The sequence below is a fragment of the Thermoactinospora rubra genome, assembly GCF_002093975.1.
In the GTDB taxonomy this organism is placed as follows: domain Bacteria; phylum Actinomycetota; class Actinomycetes; order Streptosporangiales; family Streptosporangiaceae; genus Nonomuraea; species Nonomuraea rubra_A.
The window spans coordinates 36,219-61,013 of sequence record NZ_MSZZ01000050.1; the positions used below are offsets into that span (position 1 = coordinate 36,219).

At 71.7% G+C, this 24,795-nt stretch carries 30 protein-coding genes; 20 read left to right on the forward strand and 10 right to left on the reverse strand.

Annotation, left to right across the window (positions count from 1 at the left end):
- The first annotated feature begins 63 nt into the window (after positions 1–63).
- Genes lgt through BSB02_RS30895 form a run of 3 tightly spaced genes read left to right on the forward strand, consistent with a single transcriptional unit; the run spans position 64 to position 1,887 of the window.
- Positions 64–858 carry a prolipoprotein diacylglyceryl transferase gene (lgt, locus tag BSB02_RS30885; protein WP_084964308.1) on the forward strand — a complete coding sequence of 265 codons (795 nt, stop codon included), beginning with the start codon at positions 64–66 and terminating at the stop codon, positions 856–858.
- A 49-nt stretch (positions 859–907) separates the two neighbouring features.
- Positions 908–1,258: a PadR family transcriptional regulator gene (locus BSB02_RS30890; RefSeq protein ID WP_084964310.1), complete on the forward strand. Its 351-nt coding sequence runs from the start codon at positions 908–910 to the stop codon at positions 1,256–1,258.
- Positions 1,255–1,887 carry an HAAS signaling domain-containing protein gene (locus BSB02_RS30895; RefSeq protein WP_084964312.1) on the forward strand — a complete coding sequence of 211 codons (633 nt, stop codon included), beginning with the start codon at positions 1,255–1,257 and terminating at the stop codon, positions 1,885–1,887. The genes BSB02_RS30890 and BSB02_RS30895 overlap by 4 nt, the downstream gene beginning before the upstream one ends.
- A gap of 82 nt (positions 1,888–1,969) precedes the next feature.
- Here the strand turns inward: BSB02_RS30895 and BSB02_RS30900 are convergent, their stop codons facing one another.
- Positions 1,970–2,992, reverse strand: a complete 1,023-nt coding sequence (locus BSB02_RS30900) for a zinc-dependent alcohol dehydrogenase family protein (protein WP_084964314.1) — start codon at positions 2,990–2,992, stop codon at positions 1,970–1,972.
- Positions 2,993–3,143: 151 nt separating this feature from the next.
- On the opposite strand from BSB02_RS30900, the gene BSB02_RS30905 reads away from it, so the two are divergent.
- From BSB02_RS30905 to BSB02_RS43690, 4 genes are all read left to right on the forward strand, one after another.
- Positions 3,144–4,043, forward strand: coding sequence for a helix-turn-helix domain-containing protein (locus tag BSB02_RS30905; protein WP_084964316.1), 900 nt, complete (start codon positions 3,144–3,146; stop codon positions 4,041–4,043).
- Between the two features lie 174 nt (positions 4,044–4,217).
- A complete protein-coding gene (locus BSB02_RS30910) occupies positions 4,218–4,823 on the forward strand; it encodes a tetratricopeptide repeat protein (RefSeq protein ID WP_158088774.1) in 606 nt (201 codons plus the stop codon).
- Between the two features lie 183 nt (positions 4,824–5,006).
- Positions 5,007–5,468, forward strand: a complete 462-nt coding sequence (locus BSB02_RS40045; RefSeq protein ID WP_143591363.1) for a chymotrypsin family serine protease — start codon at positions 5,007–5,009, stop codon at positions 5,466–5,468.
- Positions 5,469–6,433: 965 nt separating this feature from the next.
- The gene (locus BSB02_RS43690) at positions 6,434–6,964 is read left to right on the forward strand and encodes a transposase (protein WP_084964320.1); all 531 of its coding nucleotides are present in this window, start codon (positions 6,434–6,436) and stop codon (positions 6,962–6,964) included.
- On the opposite strand, the gene BSB02_RS30920 is transcribed toward BSB02_RS43690, so the two are convergent.
- On the reverse strand, positions 6,891–8,927 hold the full coding sequence (locus tag BSB02_RS30920; RefSeq protein ID WP_084964322.1) for an MMPL family transporter: 2,037 nt from the start codon (positions 8,925–8,927) through the stop codon (positions 6,891–6,893). The genes BSB02_RS43690 and BSB02_RS30920 overlap by 74 nt on opposite strands.
- Positions 8,928–9,168: 241 nt before the next feature.
- Here BSB02_RS30920 and BSB02_RS30925 point away from each other — a divergent pair, with 241 nt between their 5' ends.
- The 7 genes from BSB02_RS30925 to BSB02_RS30955 all read left to right on the forward strand — a co-directional run bounded on the left by BSB02_RS30925 (position 9,169) and on the right by BSB02_RS30955 (position 14,218).
- Entirely contained in the window at positions 9,169–10,110 is a 942-nt protein-coding gene (locus BSB02_RS30925) for a TIGR03619 family F420-dependent LLM class oxidoreductase (RefSeq protein WP_084964324.1), read from the forward strand.
- 45 nt (positions 10,111–10,155) lie between these two features.
- The gene (locus BSB02_RS30930) at positions 10,156–11,232 is read left to right on the forward strand and encodes a sensor histidine kinase (protein WP_084964326.1); all 1,077 of its coding nucleotides are present in this window, start codon (positions 10,156–10,158) and stop codon (positions 11,230–11,232) included.
- Positions 11,229–11,873 carry a response regulator gene (locus BSB02_RS30935; protein ID WP_084964327.1) on the forward strand — a complete coding sequence of 215 codons (645 nt, stop codon included), beginning with the start codon at positions 11,229–11,231 and terminating at the stop codon, positions 11,871–11,873. The genes BSB02_RS30930 and BSB02_RS30935 overlap by 4 nt, the downstream gene beginning before the upstream one ends.
- Before the next feature lie 67 nt (positions 11,874–11,940).
- Positions 11,941–12,138, forward strand: coding sequence for a hypothetical protein (locus BSB02_RS30940; protein ID WP_084964329.1), 198 nt, complete (start codon positions 11,941–11,943; stop codon positions 12,136–12,138).
- Positions 12,139–12,273: 135 nt separating this feature from the next.
- Positions 12,274–12,912, forward strand: a complete 639-nt coding sequence (locus BSB02_RS30945) for a TetR/AcrR family transcriptional regulator (RefSeq protein WP_158088775.1) — start codon at positions 12,274–12,276, stop codon at positions 12,910–12,912.
- Between the two features lie 84 nt (positions 12,913–12,996).
- Entirely contained in the window at positions 12,997–13,314 is a 318-nt protein-coding gene (locus BSB02_RS30950; protein WP_084964333.1) for an oligopeptide/dipeptide ABC transporter ATP-binding protein, read from the forward strand.
- 4 nt (positions 13,315–13,318) lie between these two features.
- The gene (locus BSB02_RS30955) at positions 13,319–14,218 is read left to right on the forward strand and encodes a MerR family transcriptional regulator (protein ID WP_084964335.1); all 900 of its coding nucleotides are present in this window, start codon (positions 13,319–13,321) and stop codon (positions 14,216–14,218) included.
- Here BSB02_RS30955 and BSB02_RS30960 read toward each other — a convergent pair.
- Both BSB02_RS30960 and BSB02_RS30965 read right to left on the reverse strand, forming a co-directional pair.
- Entirely contained in the window at positions 14,213–15,433 is a 1,221-nt protein-coding gene (locus BSB02_RS30960; RefSeq protein ID WP_084964337.1) for an NAD(P)/FAD-dependent oxidoreductase, read from the reverse strand. The genes BSB02_RS30955 and BSB02_RS30960 overlap by 6 nt on opposite strands.
- 11 nt (positions 15,434–15,444) lie before the next feature.
- Positions 15,445–15,903 (reverse strand): DUF4383 domain-containing protein, encoded by a 459-nt coding sequence (locus BSB02_RS30965; RefSeq protein ID WP_084964339.1) that lies wholly within the window; start codon positions 15,901–15,903, stop codon positions 15,445–15,447.
- Positions 15,904–15,998: 95 nt separating this feature from the next.
- Here BSB02_RS30965 and BSB02_RS30970 point away from each other — a divergent pair, with 95 nt between their 5' ends.
- Positions 15,999–16,967: a YbgA family protein gene (locus BSB02_RS30970; RefSeq protein ID WP_084964341.1), complete on the forward strand. Its 969-nt coding sequence runs from the start codon at positions 15,999–16,001 to the stop codon at positions 16,965–16,967.
- Between the two features lie 22 nt (positions 16,968–16,989).
- On the opposite strand, the gene BSB02_RS30975 is transcribed toward BSB02_RS30970, so the two are convergent.
- Positions 16,990–17,439, reverse strand: a complete 450-nt coding sequence (locus BSB02_RS30975) for a MarR family winged helix-turn-helix transcriptional regulator (RefSeq protein ID WP_206184982.1) — start codon at positions 17,437–17,439, stop codon at positions 16,990–16,992.
- A 33-nt stretch (positions 17,440–17,472) separates the two neighbouring features.
- On the opposite strand from BSB02_RS30975, the gene BSB02_RS30980 reads away from it, so the two are divergent.
- Entirely contained in the window at positions 17,473–18,477 is a 1,005-nt protein-coding gene (locus BSB02_RS30980; protein WP_084964343.1) for a hypothetical protein, read from the forward strand.
- Between the two features lies 1 nt (position 18,478).
- Positions 18,479–19,174: an SDR family NAD(P)-dependent oxidoreductase gene (locus BSB02_RS30985; RefSeq protein ID WP_084964344.1), complete on the forward strand. Its 696-nt coding sequence runs from the start codon at positions 18,479–18,481 to the stop codon at positions 19,172–19,174.
- Between the two features lie 14 nt (positions 19,175–19,188).
- Here BSB02_RS30985 and BSB02_RS30990 read toward each other — a convergent pair whose 3' ends face one another.
- Genes BSB02_RS30990 through BSB02_RS31000 form a run of 3 tightly spaced genes read right to left on the reverse strand, consistent with a single transcriptional unit; the run spans position 19,189 to position 20,512 of the window.
- The gene (locus BSB02_RS30990) at positions 19,189–19,494 is read right to left on the reverse strand and encodes a hypothetical protein (protein WP_084964346.1); all 306 of its coding nucleotides are present in this window, start codon (positions 19,492–19,494) and stop codon (positions 19,189–19,191) included.
- Between the two features lie 26 nt (positions 19,495–19,520).
- Positions 19,521–20,075 carry a nitroreductase/quinone reductase family protein gene (locus BSB02_RS30995; protein WP_206184983.1) on the reverse strand — a complete coding sequence of 185 codons (555 nt, stop codon included), beginning with the start codon at positions 20,073–20,075 and terminating at the stop codon, positions 19,521–19,523.
- Positions 20,072–20,512, reverse strand: a complete 441-nt coding sequence (locus tag BSB02_RS31000) for a hypothetical protein (RefSeq protein WP_206184984.1) — start codon at positions 20,510–20,512, stop codon at positions 20,072–20,074. Before BSB02_RS31000 ends, BSB02_RS30995 begins: the two co-directional genes overlap by 4 nt.
- 196 nt (positions 20,513–20,708) lie before the next feature.
- Between BSB02_RS31000 and BSB02_RS31005 the strand changes: the two genes are divergently transcribed.
- Positions 20,709–21,317, forward strand: coding sequence for a TetR/AcrR family transcriptional regulator (locus BSB02_RS31005; RefSeq protein WP_206184985.1), 609 nt, complete (start codon positions 20,709–20,711; stop codon positions 21,315–21,317).
- Between the two features lie 97 nt (positions 21,318–21,414).
- Here the strand turns inward: BSB02_RS31005 and BSB02_RS31010 are convergent, their stop codons facing one another.
- Both BSB02_RS31010 and BSB02_RS31015 read right to left on the reverse strand, forming a co-directional pair.
- Positions 21,415–22,242, reverse strand: coding sequence for a DUF899 family protein (locus BSB02_RS31010; protein WP_084964352.1), 828 nt, complete (start codon positions 22,240–22,242; stop codon positions 21,415–21,417).
- 34 nt (positions 22,243–22,276) lie between these two features.
- Positions 22,277–23,707, reverse strand: coding sequence for an FAD-binding oxidoreductase (locus BSB02_RS31015; RefSeq protein ID WP_206184986.1), 1,431 nt, complete (start codon positions 23,705–23,707; stop codon positions 22,277–22,279).
- Between the two features lie 90 nt (positions 23,708–23,797).
- Between BSB02_RS31015 and BSB02_RS31020 the strand changes: the two genes are divergently transcribed.
- Both BSB02_RS31020 and BSB02_RS43695 read left to right on the forward strand, forming a co-directional pair.
- Positions 23,798–24,352, forward strand: a complete 555-nt coding sequence (locus tag BSB02_RS31020) for an Lrp/AsnC family transcriptional regulator (RefSeq protein WP_084964355.1) — start codon at positions 23,798–23,800, stop codon at positions 24,350–24,352.
- A gap of 47 nt (positions 24,353–24,399) precedes the next feature.
- Complete coding sequence (locus BSB02_RS43695; RefSeq protein ID WP_420855898.1) at positions 24,400–24,582, forward strand: TetR-like C-terminal domain-containing protein; 183 nt, start codon at positions 24,400–24,402, stop codon at positions 24,580–24,582.
- The last annotated feature ends 213 nt before the right edge of the window (positions 24,583–24,795 follow it).

A 24,795-nucleotide genomic window follows, 5' to 3' on the forward strand; every position in this document is an offset into this window, starting at 1 on the left:
CGATCGCGTGATCGGCGTGCTGCTCGATGTGCGCGCGGCCGTACCGGAGCCAGACTCGGGTCCGTGACCGCCATCCCCAGCCCGTCCCAGGCCGTCTGGCACCTCGGCCCGGTGCCGATCCGCGCCTACGCCGTCCTGATGCTGCTCGCCGTCCTCGTCGGCATGTGGGTGACCCGGCGCCGCTGGGTGGCTCGCGGCGGCGAGCGCGGCGCGGTCGGGGACATCGCTGCCTGGGCCGTGCCTTTCGGCCTGGTCGGCGCCCGGCTCTATCACGTCGCCACCGACTGGCGGCAGTACTTCGGGCCCGGCATGGACCCGCTGCGCGCCCTGGCGATCTGGGAGGGCGGGATCAGCATCTGGGGCGCCGTGGCCGGTGGCGCCGTGGGCGCCTGGCTGGCCTGCCGCCGGCGCGGCATCGCTCTGCGCGACTTCGCCGACGCCGTCGCGCCCGGGCTCGCGTTGGGTCAGGCGATCGCCCGCTGGGGGAACTGGTTCAACCAGGAGCTGTACGGCAGGCCGACCACCGTGCCGTGGGCGCTGGAGATCGACCCCGCCCACCGGCCGGCGGGCATGGAGGCCGTCGCCACCTACCATCCGGCGTTCCTGTACGAGTCGCTGTGGAACCTGGGCGTGGCCGGGGTGGTCGTCTGGGGCGAGCGGCGGTTCCGGCTCGGCCGCGGGCGGGCGTTCGCGCTGTACGCCGCCTGCTACACCGCGGGGCGTGCGTGGATCGAGTGGCTTCGCATCGACCCTGCTCCGCACCTGCTCGGGGTGCGGTTCAACGTCTGGACCGCCTTGCTCGGCTTCGGGGCGGCGGTGGTGTACCTCGTCGTCACGCGAAAGGCGGCCCGAGAGTAGCGTCGCCCACTAGTTGGCGAGACACACTAGTTGATGTTACCTTGTTCGTGTGACGGACAAGGCAATCGCGGCGCGTCAGGCCCAATGGCTGCGCGGGGTGCTGGACCTGGCCGTGCTGGCCCTCCTGGAGAAGGAGGAGGGGTACGGCTACACGCTGCTGCGCCGCCTGTCGGACGCGGGGCTGCCGGACATGAAGGCGGGCACGCTGTATCCGCTGCTCAACCGCCTCGCCGCCGACGGGCTCCTGCACGCCGAATGGCGAGCCGGAGAGGGCGGTCCCGGCAGGAAGGTCTTCACGATCACCGACGCGGGCCGGGCGTTGCTGGCCGCACAGGGGCCGCAGTGGGTGCGCTTCGCCAGGAGCGCGACGTCGATCATCGAAGGGAGCGAGCCGGCATGACGGTGCTGAACAAACGCTACATGGACGAGCTGACGATGGCCCTGCGGGTGCGCAACGTCGACGGGCGCCGCGTGGGCGAGGTGCTGGCCGAAGTGGAGTCGCACGTGGCGGAGACCGGCGAGGACCCCGTGACGGCCTTCGGCCCGGCGCGTGAGTACGCCGCGCGGGTCGCGGCCGAGCTCGACGCCGCGGGCGGCAAGAAGCCCACGGCCCACGCGGTGCTCGGCGGGATCGCCACGGGGGTGCTGACGTACTTCGGCGTGGGCCTGCTCCTGGGGGCGATCGGGAGCGACGGGGCGATCGCGGTCACCCGCTTCGAAGCCCTGGGCGTCGGGATCACGCTCGTGCTCTCGCTGGCCGCCGCCTTCGTGCTGATGCGTGCGACGATCGTGCTGAAGCGGGCCCGGCTCTGGGTGGCGGGCGGCGTGGCGCTCCTGCTGGCGGCGCTCCTGGGGGGCCCGATCCTCAAGTGGCGGGCCGGTGACTCGGCCACCTGGGTGGAGCTGCCCCGCGCGGGCGCCGCCGTCGCCGGCGGTGTGCTGCTGGCCGCGGCGGTCGCGTCGCTGTACCGGGCGATCAGGGAGGGATGGATCGTCCGGCCGCGCACCGGCGGCGATCCGGCTCCGTAACGGCGGGCTTCACCACGTCGTCACGGCGTCTGCGAGGGCGCGGCGATCCCGGCCAGAAGACGGCTGCTCGTGCTGCTTGGCGTCACGGGCGCAGGAGTGCCTTGATGGCGCGGCGTTCGTCCATGGCCTTGTAGCCTTCGGCGGCCCGGTCGAGGGGGAGTTCGAGGTCGAAGACCCTGCCGGGGTTGATCGTCCGGTTCCAGATCAGGTCGATCAGCTCGGGCAGGTGTCGCCGGACCGGAGCGGGGCCGCCGTGCAGGTGGACCTGGGAGAAGAACAGTTCCTCACCGGCCAGGACGACGTCGTGGTTGACGCCGACGAAGCCGACGTGGCCGCCGGGCCGGGTGGACCGGATGGCCTGGAGCATCGACTCCTGGGTGCCGACCGCCTCGACGGCCGAGTGCGCGCCCAGGCCGCCGGTCAGCTCCTTGATCTTCTCGACGCCCTCGTCGCCGCGCTCGGTGACGATGTCGGTGGCGCCGAATTCCAGGGCGAGCTTCTGCCGCGCCGCGTGGCGGCTCATCGCGATGACCCGTTCCGCGCCGAGCTGCCTGGCGGCCAGCACCGCGAGCAGGCCGACCGCGCCGTCGCCGATGACCGCCACCGTCTTGCCGGGCCCGGCCTGGGCGGCCACCGCGCCGAACCAGCCCGTGCCCAGGACGTCGGAGGCGGCCAGGAGGTCGGGGATCAGCTCGGCGTCGGGCACATCCGGGGTGGCGACGAGAGTGCCGTCGGCGTTCGGGATCAGGGCACGCTCGGCCTGCGTGCCGATCGCGTTCATGAACGTCCGGTTGACGCAGGAGGACGGGTAGCCGGAGCGGCAGATCTCGCAGGTGCCGTCGGAGGAGACGAACGAGCCGACCACGAACTGGCCGGGCCTGACGTTCCGCACCTCGCCGCCGACCTCCTCGACGATTCCCACGTACTCGTGGCCCATAGGGGTCGGGCCTTCGACCGGCTCGACGCCGCGGTAGGGCCACACATCCGACCCGCAGACGCAGGTGGCGGACAGCCGGATGACCGCGTCGGTCGGGGCGAGGATCTTCGGGTCCTCGCGCTGCTCCACCCGGACGTCGCCGGGGGCATGCATCACTACGCCACGCATCTCGTGTACTCCTGGGTTGGTGTTCTCTCCATCGCATCGCCCATGGCGACGATTCCAGTAGAAGGGCCGGCCGTACGGGGAGGAAGGCACTGGTGAAGGGTGTAACGACAGGGCACCCCAGCGCGAGGGAAGCCCGCCTAGCCTGGGGAGGGTGGACAACCGCAGCGAGATCCGTGAGTTCCTGACCTCCCGGCGCGCCAGGATCAGCCCGCAGCAGGCCGGGCTGCCCTCATACGGCACCCGCCGGGTTCCCGGACTGCGCCGTGCGGAGGTCGCCCAGCTGGCCGGAGTGAGCGTGGAGTACTACTCCCGCCTGGAGCGCGGCGACCTGTCGGGAGTCTCCGACCAAGTCCTGGACGCCCTGGCCCGCGCGCTGCGGCTCAACGACGAGGAACGCACCCATCTGGAGGACCTGGCCCGCGCCGCCGGCCCCGTCCCGCGCCGGCGGCGCCGTCCCGCCTCCAACCAGGTCCGGCCCTCGGTGCAGCGGCTGCTGGACTCCATGACCGGCGCACCGGCCTTCGTCATGAACGGCCGCGGCGACGTCCTGGCCACCAACGCCCTCGGCCGCGCCCTGTACGCGCCCATGTTCGACGCCGCCCGCGGCACCACCCCCAACCACGCCCGGTTCATCTTCCTCGACCCCCGCTCCCGGCGGTTCTGGGGCGACTGGGACCGCGCCGCCGACGACACCGTCGCCCTCCTGCACGCCCAGGCCGGCCGCGACCCCTACGACAAGGACCTCACCGACCTCATCGGCGAGCTGTCCACCCGCAGCGAGGACTTCCGCACCCGCTGGGCCCGCCACGACGTCCGCCAGCACCACCTCGGCAGCAAACCCTTCCACCACCCCGTCGTGGGCGACCTCCACCTCGCCTACGAATCCCTGGACCTGACCGCCGACGACCTCACCCTCGTCGCGTATGCCGCCGAACCCGGCAGCGACTCCGAGGACAAGCTCCGCCTCCTCGCCAGCTGGGCCACCACACCCGGCCACGACACCGCCCCTCACACGCCGGACGCGGCCGACGCACCCGGCGGCCTCTCATAAAGGCCCCGCACGTCATGAGGGCCCCGCTTATGAAGGCCTCGCTTATGAAGGCCCCGCTTATAAAGGCCCGCACGGCCGCGTCACCTCATCGTGTCTCGTGGTCGTGTCTCGTCGTCGGCGTCGGGCCTGCCCGTCCAGGTGAAATCGCGGCCCTGCGCGCAAGAGCTGGACATCTTGCTGGACCGGCTGCGCTCGGGCGCCGTCGCGACGGTCGTGTCGGGGCTGGCCGACGTCGGCAAGACGGCTTTGGCCGTCGAAGCCGCCCGCCGGCTCGGCGACCGCGAGCGTGAAGCGTTCGCCCTGAACGACCTGGCGATCGTCTACCGCGACGCGGGCCTGCTCGACGAAGCGCTGGAGGCGTGTGAGGAGTGCCTGGCGATCGTCAGGCAGCGCGCAGACCACGCTGCCGAGGCCACCACGCTGGTCAACCTCGGCAGCGTGCCGCGCAGGCTTGGCCGGGGCGAGGAGGCCATCGCCGTACTGCGCCGGGCGGCGGCCGACTTCGCCGGGCTCGGCGATCCGGAGACCGCGGGCATCGCGCTGCACAACCTCGCCGTCGCCCTGCTCGACGCCGGGCGGCCGGTCGAGGCGGGGAGTCCTTCATCCGGCCGGCCTTCAACGCGCTCCTGGCGGGGACGCTGGCCGAAGAACAGCGGATCTCCGGGCGGGCTCCGATCAACATCTGCACGCGGGCAGGGGTCATCACCGGTCCGGTCATCGCCACCCTGCTGGCCGGCTGTGCCGAGGCGCTGCCGTTCATCCTGGCGGCTATGGTGTTAGCCGCCGGCTCGGTCGCGTTCGGACGCGTGATCGAGGCGCCGTGGACCCCGGTGCGACGGCGGTCTCTGCTCGGCGAGGCGTGGACGGGAGTCGCCGTCGCAGGGCGCCGGCCGTGGCTGACGGCCCTTCTGCTGTTGGCTGGGTTGCGACTACGGTGAAGCCGCGCTGTACACCCGGGGCGGTTTGACGCTCACCCGGACCTTCTACTGGAGCTCCAACCAGAAGGCATATGTGGATGCCGAGGATCCCGTCCAGTGGGTCGGTGTTGACGTATGCAAGTGGGGGAAGAAAACCGGGACCGCTAGCGGCACTGTACGGAGAACCAACTGGTCCACCGGCGAATCAGATAATCTTTTCGTCACCGATCAGCCCGCCGGAACCGAGTGTGACCATGGTGACAGCGGTAACCCGTCGACGGGCTTCACCGCATATGGCATCGCCGCCGGAGAGGGCGCGTTCGAGGGCCGGGCGGGCATGTACTGCGCGTACAGCCACGTGACCGTGTACCGGGATGCCTTCGGCATAGGATTTGGAACCGAGAATAGAGAGGCAAGGAGTAGCGTAGAGGGCTGGACTGCGGCCTCATGGGCGGCGGCCCAGCCATCCCTCGCCAGAAGGGGTTGTCTCCGTGAGACGACTATCTGAAGTCACTGCGATGCTCGTTGCGGCCGTGAGTTTAGTGGCCTGCACCGCGGACGCACGCCGAAGTGGGTCACCTGCGGCCGCTCCGCCTAGACCGTGCCCATCGGGTACGGTGTGCCACGCCGTTATTGGCACCGACCCGGCCATCGCTGTATATCAGGGGGAATTCTACTCCCACCTGATGCCGTTGACGGCACGGCTTGAGTGGGTGGACAGTGAGTCGTGTCTTGTGGTGACGAGACACGGCGATCACTATCTACAATTCAGGACGCTGGTTCCCCTATGGCCCGAGGGGACGAAACCGGTCCGAGCGCCAGACGGCAGACGAGGCATCGAAATTCCCCGAGTCGGACAGATCTTCGAGGGCGAACTTTTTACGGCGGGCGGCTCAGATTATCCACCTAATCTCAACCCGCCCGTCCCTCGGATCTCCACTCTTACCCAACCGCCTGGTACGTGTACCGCCCATGACGGATTTTTCGTCGTCGAGCCGTCTGGGATTGAGCGTTTGACGAGTTAGTCTTGCACCGGATGCGGCGCATGGCGCCTCCTGGCTGTAGTAGCACGCGGTGCGTCCGCCCTGCCGTAGACCTTCACAATGTTGCGATCATTCCCTGCCATGGCAATTCACGCCACCCGGTGAAAAACTACGAGCTTGGCTTTCAAGCAGGCCGTACGCCTTCAGCGCCGTAGCTGTCGCCGCTTCGGATACGGCGGCCGCAGATCGTGATCTCGTGTGTCCCTGCGGGTCGTGAGGCGGAACGCCAGACACGAAGAGCCGCCGCAATCATGACGAGTTGTGAGACACGATCACGATGCGGGCGGCCCGCCGGGCTGCCGATGGAGCCGGAGGACGAGAACTGCTGGACGCTGGCTGAGGCCATCGGGCACGTGACGCCTGACCGACTGCAGCACTTCCTGGCCCGGGCCTCCTGAGATGAGCAGCGTGCACTCACGCGGACGGCCCGATGGGCGACGACCACCGGGAAGACGGCCACCATCAGGATGACCCTCAGGATGCGGTGCCGATCCTCGACGAGACCGCCGACGCCAAGTCCTCCACCGATGCGGCCGGTGCCGCCCGCCAGTACGGCGGCGCCCCGGGAGGGGTGGCGCCATGCCAGGTGGCGACCCATCTGGCGTATCCCACCAGGCGTGGACACGCCACCATCGACCACGCTCTGTACCTGCCCGAGCACTGCGCGGCCGATGAGGAGCCCGCGAGCTGGCCCACATCCCAGCTGGCCCGCATCCGCGAAGACGTCATGTTCGCCACCAAACCCCAGCTTGCGGGCGAACTGCCGGAACGCGCGCACGCGGCCGGGGGTCTACGGCGGGCGCGAGCTGTGCCGTCGCATCCGCTCGCTGGGCATGGGGGTATGCGCCGGCGATCCGCTCCAGCCATACCGTCCATACCGTCACCACTCACGCCGTGCCCACCTCGGCCGCCTGGGCGGGCCGGGCCGGGTGCGGGGCCCGGCGGGCGAGCGCGGGCGTGATCACGAGCGCCGTGACGAAGGCCGCGATGGCGATCCCGCAGGCCAGCGCGAAGCCCAGGTGCCTCATCATGGGCGTCGGGCTCAGCATGAGCACCGCGAAGGACCCGGCGAGGATCACCCCGGCCGACACCACCGCCGGCGCCGCCTCGCTCGCCCCGCCCTCGCTCTTGACGACCAGGATCGTGTAGTCGGTGCCGACCGCGACGACGAAGACGTAGAGGATCAGCGGCATCATGGCCGTCAGCGGCTCGGTGAAGACCAGGGACGTCGCGCCGAGCGTGGCCAGGTAGCCCAGCGCCACGGCCGCCAGGAGGGCCAGGGGCAGGAGCAGGCGCCTGAGCAGCGCGACGAGCACCGCGAGGATGAGCAGCGAGGCCAGCGGGAAGACGATCCGGTAGTCGCGCGAGACGGCGGCCTTCATGTCCGCCAGCGCCATGGTCTCGCCGCCGACCAGGGCACGGGTTCCGGCGGGCGCGGCGTCGTGCGCCACCCGGAGCAGCTCGCCGCCGACCAGGTCGATGGCCTCGGGCGAGGTGGGCTCGTGGGTGAGGACCACGTCGAACCGGGTGAAGCCGCCGGATCCGGAGCTCGCCGGCTGGGGCTGGACCTGGGCGACGCCGGGCACCTGGGCCAGGCGCCTGCCGTACTGGTCGACGAGGGCGGCGTCGGCCGTGCCGACCAGGTAGACCCGGGTCGGCGAGGTGGCGCCGGCGGGGAAGCCGCGGCGCAGGTCCTCCAGGGCCGCGACCGAGGGCGCGCCCTTGGGCAGGGCGCCGGTGCCGGCGACGTCGGGCTCGAAGGTGAGGACACCGGCCGACAGGGCGATGAGCGCGGCGGCGGCCAGGGGCGCGGCGGCTCTGGGCAGGCGGTCCGGCCACCGCGACGGGCGCGCCCCCTCGGGACCGGCCTGGCGGCGCGAGGGCCAGAACACCCGCCGTCCCATGATGCTCACGACGGCCGGCGCGAGCGTCAGACCGGCCAATGCGGTGACGGTGACGGCGAGGGCCAGGCTGAGGCCGGTGTCCCGCATGCCTGGCGTGTCGGCGGGGACGAGGGCCAGGAACGCCCCGGCGACCACGGCGCCCGCGGAGGCGATCACGGGCCCGCGGCCGACGGCGTCTCCGGCCTGGCGGTACCGGAACAGGACAAACAGCACGTAGTCGGTGCCGATGCCGAACAGCACGATGATCAGGAGGGACGCGACCGAGCCGTCGGCGCGCAGCCCGAAGAGCGTCAGAAGGCTCACGGAGATCACAGCGGCGAGCGCCACGACGACGATCGGCAGGAGCGCGGCGACGGGGCTGCGGAAGACCGTCAGGCCGAGCAGCACGATGAGGGCGAGGGTGGCGAGCATGACCAGCATGTCGGTCGTGCCGCCGGCGTCGTCGAGGTCGGCGGCGAGGGCCGCCGGGCCGGTGACGCCGACGTGGAGGCCGGAGTACGGCTGCCGCTGGGCGGCGTGGGCGGCGGGCAGGGTGACGTCGGGGTCGCCGGGCAGCGGGGCGAGGCCCACGCGCTTGTCGGGCGACAGCACAACACCGGGCCCGCCCTCGGGTGACACCGCCGAGTCCGGCCCGCCCTCTGGCGGCTCACCGCTCGGCGGCTCGGCTCCAGATCCACTCGGCGCCGGACTGCCCGGCGAACCTCCATCGGAGTTCCCCGCGGAGCCGTCTGCCGAGGCGGCCAGCACCTCGCGCGTCACCCGCGCGGCCTCCGCCGTGTCGGCCTCGGTCAACGGCCGGCCGTCCGCCCGCGTGAACACCAGCAGCACCTGCGGCGCCTCGGTGCCCGGCTCCAGCCGTGCGGCCCGCACCGACTCGTAGCCGTCCGGCAGCCCGCCCCCTTCCCGCGTGTCACCGCCGCCGAGCGCGGCGAGCACCGCGAGCACGACGGTCGCCACCAGCCATCCGGCCACGAACATCCAGGGTCGCCGGGTCACCGCCCGGCCCAGTGCGCTGAGCATGCCTCCACGCTCGCCGTCCGGCGCCCGTCGCCACTACTGACGAAAGTGAGCACCGGCGCGACGAAGGTGCGAACCTCAGGGCGTCAGGTGTACGGCAGGCACCCCGCTCATTCTGCCCTCCAGGCCAAGATTCAGGACACGACGGCAGAGCCTTCCCCAGCCACGCGAATCCGGTCGAAAGGATCGAAGCCCTCGGACCCGCCGATGACCGAGAGCCTGACCCGCAACCCGAGGAGCGAGCATGAGCACACCCGTCGCGGGACCGCTGAGCACGGCAGAGCAGGGCATGACGCTGGGCGTGGAACTGCCGTCGGCGGGCGCGAGCGCGTCACCCGAGGAGATCGTCCGCGTGGCGCGGCATGCCGAGCGCATCGGCCTCGCGGCCGTCTGGACGTTCGAGCGGCTGCTGCTGCCCGCGGGCCCGGCCAAGATGATCGGCGGTCCGGAGGTGCCGCTCCCGGAGGCGTACGGCAGCGTGTACGACCCGCTGGAGACGCTCAGCTACGTGGCGGCCGTGACCGGCCGGGTCGCGCTCGGGACCAGCATCGTCGTGGCGACCTACCACAACCCCGTAGTGCTGGCGCGACGGCTGGCCACGCTCGACCGGCTCAGCGGCGGCCGCCTGGTCGCCGGGCTCGGGCAGGGCTGGATGGCCGACGAGTTCACGGCGGCGGGCGTGCCGCCGCAGCGGCGCGGCGCCCGCTTCGAGGAGCTCGTCACGGCGATGCGCACGGTGTGGCAGGCCGATCCGGTGACGTTCGAGGGCGACTTCTACCGGATCCCGCCCGCGCACGTCGGCCCCAAGCCGGTCCGGCCGGACGGGCCGGCGCTGCTGGCCGGGGCCACGTCGCCGGGCAGCCTCGAACGCGCCGCCCGCCTGGGGCTGGGGCTGAACGTGGTGATGATGACCTGGGAGGCTTTCCACGACTCGGTCGCGATGTTCCGGCGCGCCGCCGAGGCGGCCGGCACGGATCCGGCCACCCTGCCCGTGGTGGTGCGCGTGAACGGCATGGTCACCGAGAAGGCGCAGGACGATCGGGCACCCGTGACGGGATCGGCCGAGCAGGTCATGGAGGACCTCGCCCGGCTCCGATCCGCCGGTGTCGGCCACGTCTTCTGGGCGATGGACACCCAGCCGGACGAACGGCTCGCGGCCATGGACCGGCTCACCACCCTGACCTGAAACGGCGTGGTGATCGGCCACGGCCGCGGCCGTTAGCCTGAACGCATGAGCAGGCGTGAGCTGCCGGCCGACGTCGCGATCGCGCTGGGCCTGGCGGCCGTGGCAGTGCTCGCCGACGTGTACGCCACGGGAACCGCCCGGCAAGCGACTCCCAGCCCCGGCATGCCGTTCCAGGTGGCGGGCGCGGCCTTGCTGGCGTTCCGCCGCCTCGCGCCGGCCACCGTGACCGTGCTGGTCAGCGGGCTGTGCGTGCTGACGATGCCGCTCGCCCTGCCGTTCGCCGCCTACGCGGCCACGGCGCACGCCCGCCCCCTGCGCGGCGCCTCGGCGGGCCGGTCGCCGGTGCCGCCGAGGGCCGTCGGCGTGGTGGCGTTGGCGGTGGCGAGCGCGGCGTTCCCCTGGGAGACGGCCGTGCCGTCCCAGCCCGATCATGCCGCCGCCGCGCTCACGGTCGCCGCCGGAGGGTTGCTGGGCGCGTTCGTCCGGGCGCAGCGCCGGGCCACCGGCCTGGCGGCGGACCTCGCCGCAGCCGAGGAGCGCGAGCGGCTCGCGGCCGACCTGCACGACGTGATCACGCACCGGGTCAGCCTCATGGTGCTGGAGTCCGGCGCGCTGGGCGCGTCGTCGCAGGACGAGTCGGTACGGCGAGCCGCCGCGCGCATCGGCGACACGGGACGCCAGGCCCTCCGGGAGCTGCGCGACCTCCTCCACGCCGACCGTCCGGCTCCCGAGCGGACCGCCCGGCTCGACCTGTCCGACCTGGACGTCGAGCCGGTGGTCGTGGGCGAACCGGTCGAGTTGCCCGTGGCGGTGGCCCGCACGGCGTACCGGGTGGTCCAGGAGGGGCTGACCAATGCGCGCAAGCACGCTCCGGGCGCCGAGGTGACGGTCCGCGTGGGGTATGACCCCGGTTGCCTGCGGGTCCAGGTGCGTGACCGGCCGGCCGGCGGCGCGCCGTACCCCGTCACGACGTCGGTGGACGGCGGCGGGCTGGGGCTGGAAGGGCTCCGCCGCCGCGTCGAGACGCTCGGCGGCGAGCTCCACGCCGGTCCGGCCGAGGACGGCTTCGCGTTGGACGTCACCCTGCCGACGCAAGCGGCGGCGAGGGAGGAGGCCGGGTGATCAGGGTCGTGGTGGCCGACGACGAGCGGCTGGTCTGCGCCCATCTTCGCACCATCCTCGAAGCCGATGGGGAGGTCGAGGTCGTCGCCGAGGCGCACGACGGCGCCGAAGCCGTCGAGGCCGCCGTACGGCACCGCCCCGACGTCCTCCTGCTGGATCTGCGCATGCCGGGCGTCGACGGCCTGACCGCCATGGAACACCTCGCCCGGCTCCCGAAACCGCCGGCCGTGGTCGTTCTGACGGCCTTCGACACCGACGCCAACGTCCTGCGCGCCATGCGCATGGGCGCCACCGGGTTCCTGCTCAAGGACACCCCGCCCGACGACCTCCTGGCCTTGGTCCGGGTCGCCGCCAGGGGCGCCACGGTCATGTCGCCGTCGGCCGCCGCCCGCCTGGTGGGCGACTCCGGCGAACGGCAGGCGGCCCGCGAGCGGGTGTCCAGGTTGAGCGAGCGCGAGCACGAGATCCTGGCCCTGATCGCCGAGGGCGCCTCCAACGCCGAGATCGCCAAGCGCCTCTTCCTGACCGAGGGCACGGTGAAGGGGTACGTCTCGCGCCTGCTCGACAAGCTGGGCTGTGGCAACCGTACCCAGGCCGCGCACCTGGCGTTCAAGGCGGGCATCCGGCGCCGGAGCGGCTGACGGCCGCGCGGGTTCCGGCCTCGGGTTTCCGGATGCTGGCGGCGGCCCTGGAGGGCACGAGGGAACCGTGACCTACCGCCGGCTGAACGACTTCTTCCTCCATCAGGATGTCCGCCTGGGCGACACGCACGGCTTCGAGATCATCGGCCGGGAACGGACGTCGATGGCCGAGCCCAGCGCCGACATCAAGTCCCGCTACTACGGCGGAGCCAGGTCGCCGACGAGCTCGGGCGCCTGCGTCCCGGCGAAAGGATCTCCCCCGTGACTGAACCGCGCCGGGTTCTGATGAACGTCCATGACAAAGGCGACGAAGAGTTCGTTCTCAGCTGTCGATGGATTGGGAGAGCTGGAAGATCACCGATATGCTGAGCGCCGGGATTGTGACCGAGAGCGGTGGAACATGGCTGACGACAGGCGGCGCCGGGCGCTCACCCGCAAGGAGACCAAGGCGATCACCCGCGCCCGCCTGCTCGAGGCCGGGCTGGCCATCCTCGACGAGGCGGGCGAGGCCGCGCTGACGACCATCAACGTCACCCGCCGCGCCGGCATCGCGCAGTCCAGCTTCTACGTCCACTTCGCCGACATGGACGACCTGCTGCACAACCTGATCGACGAGCTGTCGCTGGAGCGGCTGCGGCTGACCAGGGCGGCGCGGCGGGAGTCCAGGCACGCCCCGCACGACGTCGAGCGCTTCCGCGACACCTTCCGCGTGCCGATGAAGCACTCCATCGCCCACCCCCGGCTGTTCCGGCTGCTGCTGCGCAGCCGCCACGACCGCACCTCGCCGCTGGGGGAGTGGGCCCGCCAGGTGCACGAGGAGAGCCGCGACGCGCTGATCGAAGACCTGACCAGGATCGGCCTGCCGCACGGCACCGAGGACGAGCGGCGGCGGCTGTCCATGATCGCCGACGGCGTCATCGCGCTCACCGAGGCGCTGACGCTGGGCCACCTCGAGGGCCGCTACCCCGACCTGGAGGAGGCGATCGACGTCCTGGTCATGTTCTCCGAGGGCTACCTGAAGCTGTGCGGACGCCAGTGAGCGGTCACGCGGGACATCTTGTGCCTCGCGGTTTCGCCGGTAAGGTTATCACTCAATAGCGCTGCCCGCGAAGCTGGAGCGATCATGGACGAGCGCGAGTACCCGGCCCGCCTACGGGCACGACAACGCCGGCGCCGGCCGCACGAGTTCTCCGGCGGCCAGTGCCAGCGGATCTCCATCGCCCGCGCCCTGCTGGCCGCCAGCCCGGGCGGCGGCCTCGGCCTGCCCCCGGCGGACCGGCTCATCAGCGGGGAGCCGCCCTCGCCGGTCAGCCCGCCGACCGGCTGCCGCTTCCGCACCCGTTGTCCGCGTGCGGCAGGGAAGTGCGCGCAGGAGGAGCCCGAGATGCGCCCGGTCAACGGCGGCCACTACGTCGCCTGTCACTTTCCGGTGGCACCATGAGGGCGTGAAGAGCTCGCCCCCTGGCAGCGGCTCCGCCGGCCGACCGGCGGAGCCGGTGCTCACCGCCGGGGCCGTGGCGCGGCGGCTCGGCATCCCGACCTCCACGCTGCGCAGCTGGAACCGCCGCTACGGCATCGGCCCGAGCGACCACGTGCCGGGCCGGTACCGCCGCTACACGCAGGCCGACATCACGGTCCTGGCGACCATGCAGCGGCTGATCGCGGCCGGCATGCTGCCCTCCTCGGCGGCGGAGGTGGCACGCGGCCAGGCCGGGCGCACGACGAACGCGCGCGGCGGGCGGCCCGACGCCGCGCTGGTCGGCGCGCTGGTCCAGGCCGCGCACGCGCTGGACACCCAGACGGCCGTCGAGGTGGTCACGCGCGTGGTGGAGCGGTACGGCCCGCGCACCGCGTGGGAGCACCTGTGCCGCCCGGCGCTGGGGCGGGTGGAGGCGGAGGTCGTGGGGACGGGCCGGTGCATCGACGTCGAGCACGTGCTGTCCTGGTCCATCCAGGCCGGGCTGCGGCGGGTGCGTCCCGCACCGGCGCGGGCGCCCGGGGCGGCGAGCGTGGTGCTGGCCTGCGCGGCCGGCGAACTGCACAGCCTGCCGCTGGAGGCGCTGCACGCCGTGCTGGCCGCCGAGACCGGCCGCGCCGTGCGGATGCTGGGGCAGGACGTGCCGGTGGAGGCGTTGCGTGACGCCCTGGACAAGACCGGCGCCGCGGCCGCGGTGCTGTGGTCCCAGGTGCCCGCGACGGCGCAGGCGGCGGCGCTGCGGGTGGCGTGCGACCGCGCCGCCACGGTGATCGCCGCCGGTCCCGGCTGGGCGGGCCGGCGGCTGCCCCGACCCGCCGTCACCGCCGCGTCCCTGGCCGAGGCGACGGCCCTGCTGCAGGGCTCATGACCCGTGGTCGGCCAGCACCGCCCGGGCCGCCCGGCGGCCGGACACCAATGCGCCCTGGATGGAGCCGGTGTCGCGGTGGTCGCCGCAGATGTAGTGGCGGTCGGACAGGCGTACCGGACGGCGCAGCGTCAACGGCGGCGTCATCGCCGGCAGGGCGTGCTCGACGGGATAGGTGGCCAGATGCGCCCAGGTGGAGGTGTCGCCGTAGATGTCCGCCAGCCGGGCGCGCACCCTCGGCTCCTCGGCGTCGCCGGCCAGGCCCAGCACCGAGGTGGCGACGAGGGCCCGGCCGTCGGCGGAGTACTCCGGCGCGACGTCGGTGAGCACCACGGTGTCGGCGATGACGCCCTCCACGTCGGCGATCTGGATCGGCTCGCCCAGCGGCGAGCGCGGCGCGAGGTGGTAGAAGGTGGTGACCGACCGCATCTCGGGGACCTCGGTGCCGGGGACGAGGCCGGCGGCGGTGTGCGGGTCGGTGGCGATGACGACGGGGCCCTGGAGTTCCTCGCCGCCCGCCAGCCGTACCCCGGTGCCGGTCAGCTCGGTGACCCGCGTGCCCAGCCGGACCGTGCCGGGCGGCAGGTTGCCCGCGAGCTGGGCGGGGATCTGCCCCATCCCGCCCGCCGGCAGGGCGATGGTGCCCCGCGCGAAGGACCGCCACAGCAGGTGGAAGAACCGGCTGGAGGTCTCCAGCCGGCGTTCCAGCACCACGCCGGCCAGGAAGGGCCGGAAGAACCGCTCGATCATCGCCTCCGACAGCCCCCAGGCCCGCAGCTCGCCGGCGGTGTCGCGCTCGACGCCGGCGGCGATCCGGCGGGCGGGCAGCAGCATGTCGCGGGCGGTCAGCGCGCCCAGGCGGGCCTTGTCCGCCACCGTTCCCACGTCGGCGAACAGGCCGCTGAAGGCGTGCTCGGGATGCTTCCATGGCAGCATGACCCGTTCCATGCGGCCCCGGTGGAACAGCAGCAGGCCGGAGCGGAAGGGCCGCAGCCGCAGCGCCGGCAGGTCCAGCACGCGCGCCGCCTCGGGGTAGCCGGTGTTGAACACCTGGAAGCCCCGGTCCAGCCGGAAGCCGTCCACCACGTCGGTCCGCATCCTGCCGCCGACCCGGTCGGCGGCCTCCAGGACGCTCACGGCCAGGCCGGCGCGGTGCAGGTGCAGGGCGCAGGCCAGGCCGGCCAGGCCCGCGCCCACCACGATCACCGGGTACGGCATGGCCGTACCCCTCACAGGGACGCCACCGAGCGGCGGCCCGGCCCCCGGCCCAGGACGGCGCCCAGCGCGACCATGCCCACGCCGAGCAGCAGGTGGAGCCAGTTGTCCGCGGTGTTGAGCGGGACGAAGTTGGCCGCGCTGTCCTGGTCGACGAGCAGGCCGTAGATCCACAGCATCAGGTAGACGACGCCGCCGCCGATGAGGAAGGCGCGGGCCGCGGTCCAGGTCCGCGCCATCAGGATGCCGGCGACGCCGAACAGCAGGTGGACGACGTTGTGCAGGATGGAGACCTGGAAGATCCCCAGCAGCATCGCGTCGGAGTGGTGGCCGGCGAACTGCATGGTGTCGTATCCGGTCGTCAGGCCGGGGATGAAGCCGAGCACTCCCACCAGCAGGAAGGTCGCTCCCACGACGAGTGCGGCCAGCTGCAGGGGCGAGCGGGTTGTGGTCGTGCCGTGTGACGTGCCCATGAGGGCCTCCAGGTGTCGGGTCGACGGACTCTGGGTCCCTACCCAGCGTGCAACGTTTATGCATCGTTTCCTGACGAGGGGGTAGTCCGAAGCGCATGGCCTACACTCCCGAGGGCGCCGTCGCCGATGCCGAGCCGTACGGCAGGCCGCGGATCGCGGTCTCCAGCTGCCTGCTGGGCGAGCCGGTCCGCTTCAACGGCGGGCACAGCCGCGACCGCTTCCTGACCGGCGCGCTCGATCCGCACGTGGACTGGGTGCCCATCTGCCCGGAGATGGAGCTCGGCCTGGGCTCGCCGCGCGAGACCCTGCGGCTGGAGGCCTCGCCGTACGGGCCGCGCCTGATCACCCGCAAGACCCGTGTCGACCTCACCGGCCGCATGACCGCACTGGCGGCGGACCGCGCCGGCCGCCTGGACGTGGACGGTTACGTGGTCAAGGCCAGGAGTCCCAGCTGCGGCATCCACGGCATCCCGCTGTATCCCGCCGAGGGCCGCGACGGGCCGCCGCTGTCGCGCCGCCACCGCGGCCTGTTCGCCGCCGCCGTCCTCGCGGCGCACCCGCTGCTGCCGGTCGAGGACGAGGGACGGCTGACCGATCCGCTCCTGCGCGAGCACTTCGTCGAACGGATCTTCGCTCACGCCCGCCTGCGCCGGCTGCTGGCCGGGCCGCGTAAGCTGGGCGACCTCGTCGCCTTCCACACGCGGCACAAGATGCAGCTGCTGGCCCACGACCCGGCCGGCTACCGGGAGGCGGGGCGGATCGTGGCCGGGCTGCGGTCACGCCAGGCGTATGCGGAGACGTTCCGTGCGATCCTGGCCAGGCGGGCGACGCCCGGCAGGCACGTCAACGCGCTGCACCACTGCCTGGGCATGCTCGACCTCGACGCGGCCCGGCGTGCCGACCTCGTCCAGGTGATCGATGCCTACCGGGCCGGGCTGGTACCGCTCAGCGTCCCGATCTTCCTGCTGCGCCACCACATCGGCGGGCACGCCTACCTGGCGGACCAGACGTACTTCTCGCCGTTCCCCGACGGCCTGCGGCTGCGCCACCATGTGCCCGCCTGACCATGGACGCCCGCCCGGTGCTTCAGACCGTCGTGATGAGCCTGATGAGCTCTTCCCGGAACCGCTCGTAGTCCGCCAGCGCCCCCAGGAGGCGGTCGGAGTCGCGTTCGGCGGCACGCGCCGAGGCCAGCACCCGGCGTCCCGACTCGGTGATCTCCACGACGATGCGCCGGCGGTCGGCTTCGTCGGCCTGCTTGCGGACGTGGCCGGCACGGCGCAGGTGCTCCACGGTGCGGCTCATCGTCTGGTCCGCCACCCGGCACAGCCGCGCCAGCTCCCGCTGCGTCCGCCGCGCCTCCTCCAGGTGGTGCAGCACGATCAACCCCGCGTGGGTGAGCCCGTGAGCCGCCAGCACGTCCTGGAACCGGCCCTCCACCAGCCGGGCGGCCACCGACAGCAGGCGGCCGGTGGGCCAGGAGCGGATGTCGGCCCGCATCGCGTCGGCCGCCTGCCGGGCCTCTCCCTCGACCATGGCGGCATTGTCCCAGAGCCGGGCCGGGAGATAATGTTCAGCGTGCTGAAGAATGTGCGGGCGAGCCACGCCCTCGTGCTGGGCGTGGCCGGCTGTGCCGTGCTGACCGGGGCGGTGTGGCTGCTGGGGCAGCGGCTGCACGGCGTCGGCCTGCTCCCCGACCAGGGGGCGTCCTGGTACTACTGGAAGCTGCCGGACCCCACCGTGTGGACCCGGCTGTCGGCCTGGACCTGCTATGCCGCCCACCAGATCACGTTCTGGTGGCTGATCCACCACGCCCAGACCCGGGTGCGCCGCTACACCGGCGACCTGCACCGCGTCAACGTCGTCGCCCTGGCCGCCAACTTCGGCTTCGTCCTGCTGCACCTGCTCCAGACGCAGCTGTTCTACGACGGCCTGGCCCAGGACGTGTCGATCTTCAGCTCGCAGGGCTCGGTCGTGCTGCTCCTGGTGGTGGTCCTGCTGATGGAGAACCGGCGGCGCGGCCTGTTCCTCGGCGCCCCCGCGCCGCTGGGCCGCGACGTGGTCGCCTTCGCCCGCAAGTACCACGGCTACCTGTTCAGCTGGGCGGCCGTCTACACCTTCTGGTACCACCCGATGGAGGCCACCAGCGGCCACCTGATCGGCTTCTTCTACATGTTCCTGATCCTGCTCCAGGGCAGCCTGTTCCTCACCCGCGCCCACACCGACCGCTGGTGGACCGTGACGCTGGAGCTCGCCGTGGCGGTGCACGGCACGCTGGTGGCCGTCATGAACGCCGGGCCGGACGGCGCCTGGCCCATGTTCCTGTTCGGCTTCCTCGGCGTCTTCCTGATCACGCAGATGCACGGGCTGGGACTCTCGCGCGCGGTCCGCTGGGCGGTGGCGGCGTGCTACGCGGGCGCGCTGATCGGCGTGCAGCTCGCCCGCGACGACCTGGTCGGCGCGCTCGACGCCCTGCGCATCCCGGCCATCGAGTACGCCCTGGTGGGCGTGGTGGCGGTGCTGCTGTGGCTGGGACTGCGCGCCGTACGGCTGGCCCGGACGGGGGAGCGCTGAGATGGTCATCGTCGTGACAGGAGGGACCCGCGGCATCGGGCGCGGACTGGTGGAGCGGTTCACCGCCATGGGGCACCAGGCGGTCACCGGAGGCAGCGGCACCGCCGACGTGACCGACCGCGGTCAGCTCCAGCGGCTGTGGGACACCGCCGTGGCGCGGCACGGCCGCGTGGACATGTGGATCAACAACGCCGGCGTCACCCACGACCGCCGCCCGCTGTGGGAGCTGCCCGCCGAGCAGGCCCGCCGGGTGGTGGACGTCAACCTGACCGGAGTGATCAACGGCTGCGCGGTCGCCCTTGGCGGCATGGCCGCCCAGGGGCACGGCCACGTGTGGAACATGGAGGGCCTGGGCAGCGACGGCCGCACGGTCCCCGGCCTGGCGGTCTACGGCGCCACCAAGCGGGCGCTCACCTACCTGACGAGGGCGCTGGCCGGGGAGGTGCCGCCGGGCGTCTCGGTGGGCCTGCTCAGCCCCGGCATGGTCGTCACCGGCCTGCTCCTGCACGACCTCGACCCGGCTTCGCGCCGGGTGTTCGACGTGCTCGCCGACCGGGTCGAGACCGTCACGCCATGGCTGGCCGAGCAGGCCGTACGGCGTGCCGCCAACGGCGCGCACGTGCGCTGGCTGACCCGGCGCAAGATCCTGGCCCGCTTCGCGTGCGCCCCATTCACCCGCAGGCACGTCATGCCGTGACGGCACCCGCGGCGTCAGCGTAGGGGTGTCAGGCGGATGACGGCCTTGCCGCGCGACAGGGACAGCACGCGGATGCCGATGCCGTTGAGCGATCCGGACGCGCCCTGGCTCAGCCGGTTCTCCACCATCGCGCCGGGGGTGGCGCCGCGGATGCGCATCGTGTGCTCGGTGAAGGAGATCGACAGCCGGGTGAGGCCGAAGCGGGGGCTGACCTTGAACGACACCTTCTTGGTCAGGGCGAGCTTGCATTTGCCGTCGTAGCAGGCGCGCAAGCTGGGCGCCGAGGCGGCGGCATGGGCGGGCGCGCCGGGCGCCGTCACCGGCGCCAGACCCGCGATCAGCAGTGCTACGCCGGGGCAGCGCCGACCGCTGCCGGCCGACCGTGGCGCTCATGGATTCGGAAGACGGGGTGACCAGGTGCGATCCGGTGGAACTCCGGCAGGGGCGCCGTCGGGTTCAGCCCCAGGTGCGGCCTCGCGCCGGGTGCGACGGCGAGGTAGCGGCGCAGGATCTCGGCGCGATGCTCGGACGGGATCTCCTCCAGCAGGATCGGAGTCTCGCGACCCCGGCGGCGGAGCACAGCCGTACCGCCCGCGGCCCGGATGTTCCGCACCCAGTTCGAGTTCGGCCCCAGCATCGAGACGAGGAACTCGGCGCCGCGGTAGCTCGTGACCGCGACCGGAACCGACGTGACGGTCCCGCTGCGGCGCCCCACCACCTTCAACACGGCGGCCTGGCGCGGTGACAGCCGCCAAGCCCCGTACATCAGGACGTCAAGCCGGTTCATGAGCCGCATGAGCGCGTTGGGCCGCCCTCCTCGATACATCGCGCGCTTGAGCGCCGCGACCTCGGCCACAACAGCGCGGCCGATGCTCCGTGCCTCCGTGGGGCCTTCGGTCATGCCGTCCTCCTCCACAGCGCGACCGCGGCCAGACCGGCGACACACGGAAGGACCTGCAACCAGCCCAGCAGCGGCGCCAGGCCGACATCCCCCGAGGTGTCCCGGACGGTCAGTGCGGCGATCGTGATGCAGACCGCGACCGCGAGCAGCCCGGTCGCCAGCCCGTACGCCCACTTCTTGCCGGCGCGGGCCGCCCAGGCCGCGCCGAGCCAGCCGAGGAGTCCCAGCGCCCCGACCGTGGACAGGATCGCCAGGTATGCGGCGACAGCGGCGTCGATCGCACCGGAGTCGTAGGCGGGATAGCTCGCCTTGATGTGGTCGGCCAAGACGGCTCGGTCGATGAACGGGACGAGGGTGACGATCACGGTGAGCCCCGCCCCGGCGTACATCGTCGCCAGTGCGGTCCGGTTGCGCGGTCTCGTCTTCAGCGTCGTCAAGGCATGGGTCCTTCCAGGTGAGTGGGACCGGTCGGCTTGCCACGTCCCATCGAGATAGTGACTTTCTCTAGCAAGTGACTCTAAGGTTTTGAATTCAGACAGTCAATGTCAACGTGACAGTCACGTGCTTAAGCGTGTGCCTTCCTGATAGCCTGCTCGCGTGAGCGGTCTTCGCGAGCGCTGGCGGCTCAGGGCCATGCGCGCCATCCAGGAACGCGCCCTCGACCTGTTCGACGAGAGAGGGTTCACCGCGGTCACGATCGAGGAGATCGCGGCCGCGGCCGAGGTCTCACCGTCGTCGGTGTACCGCTACTTCGGTACCAAGGAAGGGATCATCGTCGCCGACGTCGAGTTCGACAGCATGAGCCCGGAGGCGCTCAAGGACCTCCTGGACCCCCGGGACCCCGTTGGCAGCCTGCTCCGGGCCGTCCGCGCCTACGAGGCAGCGCCCGAGCGCACCGCCGGTTCCGAGGGCGCGGGCCAAGCCCCTCATGTCGACAGGAGCCCGTGGCGCAGGGTCCGTTACTTCTTCGCCGAGCCATCGGTGCGCATGGCCGTCTGCGCCACGCTCGACCGCGCAGGCCAGCGGATCGCACCGCTGATCGCCGCGACCGGCGAGCTGACGGAAACGCAGGCCCGCGTGATCGCGAACGCCCTCGCCTTCGGCTACTTCGCCGCACTCGAGCAGTGGTATCTCGACGGCGGCAACCGCCCTATCGCCGACTACGTCGAGGAAGGCCTGCGACCGCTACGCAGCATCTGGAGCGCGCCACATCCACCCTCTGACCACGACCATTCCGCGTGACGGACGATTCCGGGACGGTGGAGACGCCGGGAAGGCCACCCAGGCCGGTGCGATCGGTGAGCCCTCCTCGAACTCCTGCCGGCCGTAGAGGGCGCCGTCAGGGCGTCGCCGCGGCCGGGGGGTCAGGGTGCAGCGGGCAGGAACACGCAGTCCATCCGTCCGGCATCGGGCCGAGGTCGTCATCGCGTCCCGCCTGGAGCCGTGGCCACTGGGCCATCGGACGGCCGTCGTCCATTCGGAACTGGCCGCCTTTGGAGCCCCAACGCTGTGGCCAGCCCTCGGGTGAGTCCTCCCAGGTCTCTTGCCGGCCGTAGACGGTGCGATCCAGCAGGCCGTACGACGGCGCCATCGCTTCGTTGCCGCGGCCGGAGGTCCAGTAGGTCTCGTAGACCTGGTCACCGTCTCGGAGATAGCAGGCCAGAATGCCGAAATACCGCCCTGCGATCAGCCGGTCCACGGAGTCCTTCGGCACCGCGTACCAGGGAACGGTGTAGCCCATGAAGTCGCGATAGCGCGAGCTCTCCTCGTACGACCCCTGAGACAGGACCGCGTAGCTGACGTCGCGTGAGTGCAGGTAGGCCAGCTCGTTGACGTGGGAGGTGTTGAAGGTGCAGCCCTCGCACTGCTCAGCCGCGGGCCTGCCGGGGTGCCACATGTGGAAGTACGCGATCAACTGGGATCGCCCGTCGAAGATGTCGATCAGCGGCACCGGCCCGTCCGCTCCGATCAGCGGTGTCCGCGGATCGACTTCGACCATCGGCAGGCGGCGTCGGGCGGCGGCGATCGCGTCGCCCTCGCGGGTGTGGGCCTTTTCCCGGGCCCGAAGCTGGTCCAGCCGGGCCTGGAACGTGGCCCGGTCGACGACGGGGGGCTTGGCCGCGTCACGGATGGTTGAAACGTTGGGCTCGGGGGGCTGGTTGGTCATGGCAAGCACCTGGAGTTCCGTCTCGTAGTGGTGATCAGATCGCGTCTCCTGGCCCGAGGCCGGGCAGGATCCGGTCAGGGTCGTGGGCTGCCTTCACCCGCGCCAACCTCGGGAGGTTGCCGCCCCAGTAGGCGTGTTCGGGATCGGGGAGGGCGGGGTCGGGGAAGTTCGGGTAGACGCCGCCGCTCGACCAGGAGTGGACAGTCTGCCAGGAACGGCGCAGCCACTCGCTTTGCGGACAGGCGGTGTCGTTCGGAGCCGGTCGGAGCGTGGCGGCGTGTTTGAGCAGGAACCGCTCGCCCCGATGGGGAAACGCCGTGGCGTGCGGCGGGACGCGATTGTAGGCCCCACCCCACGGTGTGAAATCGAGTTCGCGGGATTCGCCGGCCCGCCGGTCGGCGATCAGCTGATCGGCCAGAGCTTCGAGTGCGCCCGGCGGTATGTCCTGCCGGAAGAAGCCGGACTTGCTGAACAGATGGCCGGCATCGTCGCCGGGCACGCGCGTGGCGAGAACGGCTTGGGTGTCCATCCATGACAGCTGCCGGCGCCACCGGCTCTGCGGCCGGGCCCCGACCCTGGCGATGAGATCGTCAAGGAGATCATCGGTTTGCGCGGGCGACAGCCCCACGGCCGCGCCGAACACGATCACCTGTGCTGGATCGTGCGGTTCGGCCGGGACGGTGAGCAGCAGGCTCGCGGCGAGCTCGTCCGGCGCGTCCGGGCTCCACCTCTGCCAGGCGTCGACGATCTCAGCCGCAAGCCGGTAGTCCCACCTGATCTCCAGGGCGGTGCATCGTGGAGACGGAACCAGCGCGAAGGACAACTCCGTGACGACGCCGACACCCGCGGCGCCACCACCCCGGAGGGCCCAGAACAGGTCGGCGTGCTCGCGCTCGTCGCAGTGCACGAGGCTGCCGTCCACGCGGACGACACGCGCCCCGACGAGCCGGTCGCAGGTCAACCCCCAGGTGCGTCCCAGGAAGCCCATGCCGCCGCCGAGGGTCAACCCGGCGATGCCGACGGAAGGTCCGCTGCCGGCAGGCAGCGTGTGGGCGCGCTCGTCCAGGTACCGATAGATGTCGGCGAGCCGTGCACCTGCGCCGACGCGCGCGTACCCGTCCTTCAGGGACACGGAGATCCCGGTGAGTTCGCCGAGATCGACGAGCAGCCCGGTGGTGGTGGATCGCCCGGCGAAATCGTGCCCACCGCTGCGCACCGCCACGTTCAGGCCGTTGTCTTTCGCGAACCCAAGGGCGGCTGCGATATCCGAGGCGGTACGGCAACGCACCACCGCCTGCGGACGAACGTGACCGAAGCGCTGCCCGGCCGGTTTGACGGCCGCGTCGTAGCCGGCCGAACCACTGGTCAGGACGGCGCCGCTTACCCGCCGCGCCAAATCCCGCCACGACCGGTCCGGCAGCGCATCGACGCCGCCACTGCCGCCGTGACGTCCGCTTCTGATCACGGGATTCACACTAGGTGGCCATGACCAGGCTGAACATGGCCATCGAGGTGCGCCAGGGCGCTTTATGGATGCGATCGTAAAGTGGACGTCATGAATTCTTCGCGATCGGCAGGCGACCTCGATGACCTCGACTGGAAGCTTCTCGAGGAACTGCAGGCCGACGCCCGGCTGTCCTACAACGAGTTGGCCCGCCGGGTGCATCTGTCCGCGCCCGCCGTCGCCGACCGGATTCGTCGCCTGGAACGGCGCGGCGTGATCGTCGGCTACCAGGCCCAGATCGACCCCGCCGCGGCCGGGTTTCCCATCCAGGCGTACATCCAGCTGCGTTGCGCGCTTGGCCATTGCCTGCTCAAGAGTTCAGCCGCCGAGGACTACCCCGAGGTGATCGAAATCGACAAGCTGAGCGGCCGGCACTGTTCCATGCTCAGGGTCAGAGCCTCGTCGCTGGCACATCTCGAAGGCGTGCTGGAACAGATCGGAAAGCACGGCGAGATGGACACCCACATCGTCTTGTCCACGCAGTACCAAGACCTGCGAGTGCGCCGAACCCACCCCGACCGGCCGGTGACCCCTTCCGCGGGTTGGACACGCCGGCGTGCGGAGGCTTCGAATTCAACGGAAGCTTCGAATTCGGTGAATGACTGAGAGCGCCCACCAGAACGATCTCTCGCTGTGGTCGTGCGAGAGGGCTTATCCGGGGCGGCGAGCTACGGTCCGGCCTCGACCTGCCCCTGGTCGTCGAACTGCTCTACGGCCCGCTCTACTACCGCCTCATCATCCACCGCGACCTATACTCTCCCGAGCGCCTCCGGTCGCTGATCGACCATGTCATCGGGCCGCTGCGGAATCCAGAGGTCACAAGGACGATCAGGTAGGCTACAAGAACCGAGGACTTTTCGTGCGTTGGCATTCGGCCGGCGTCGCCCACGGCGATAGACGGCTGAAGGCTCCTGCGTCAGGCAGGGACCTGGACAGGCCAGGCCACCATGACACCAACGCCCCCTCCCATCGTTCTCCACTCTCCGCGGCCGCCTCGGCAGCCGGCCTGAGCGCCATGCCGTACACCACCCAAGACGCGGTCGACCGCT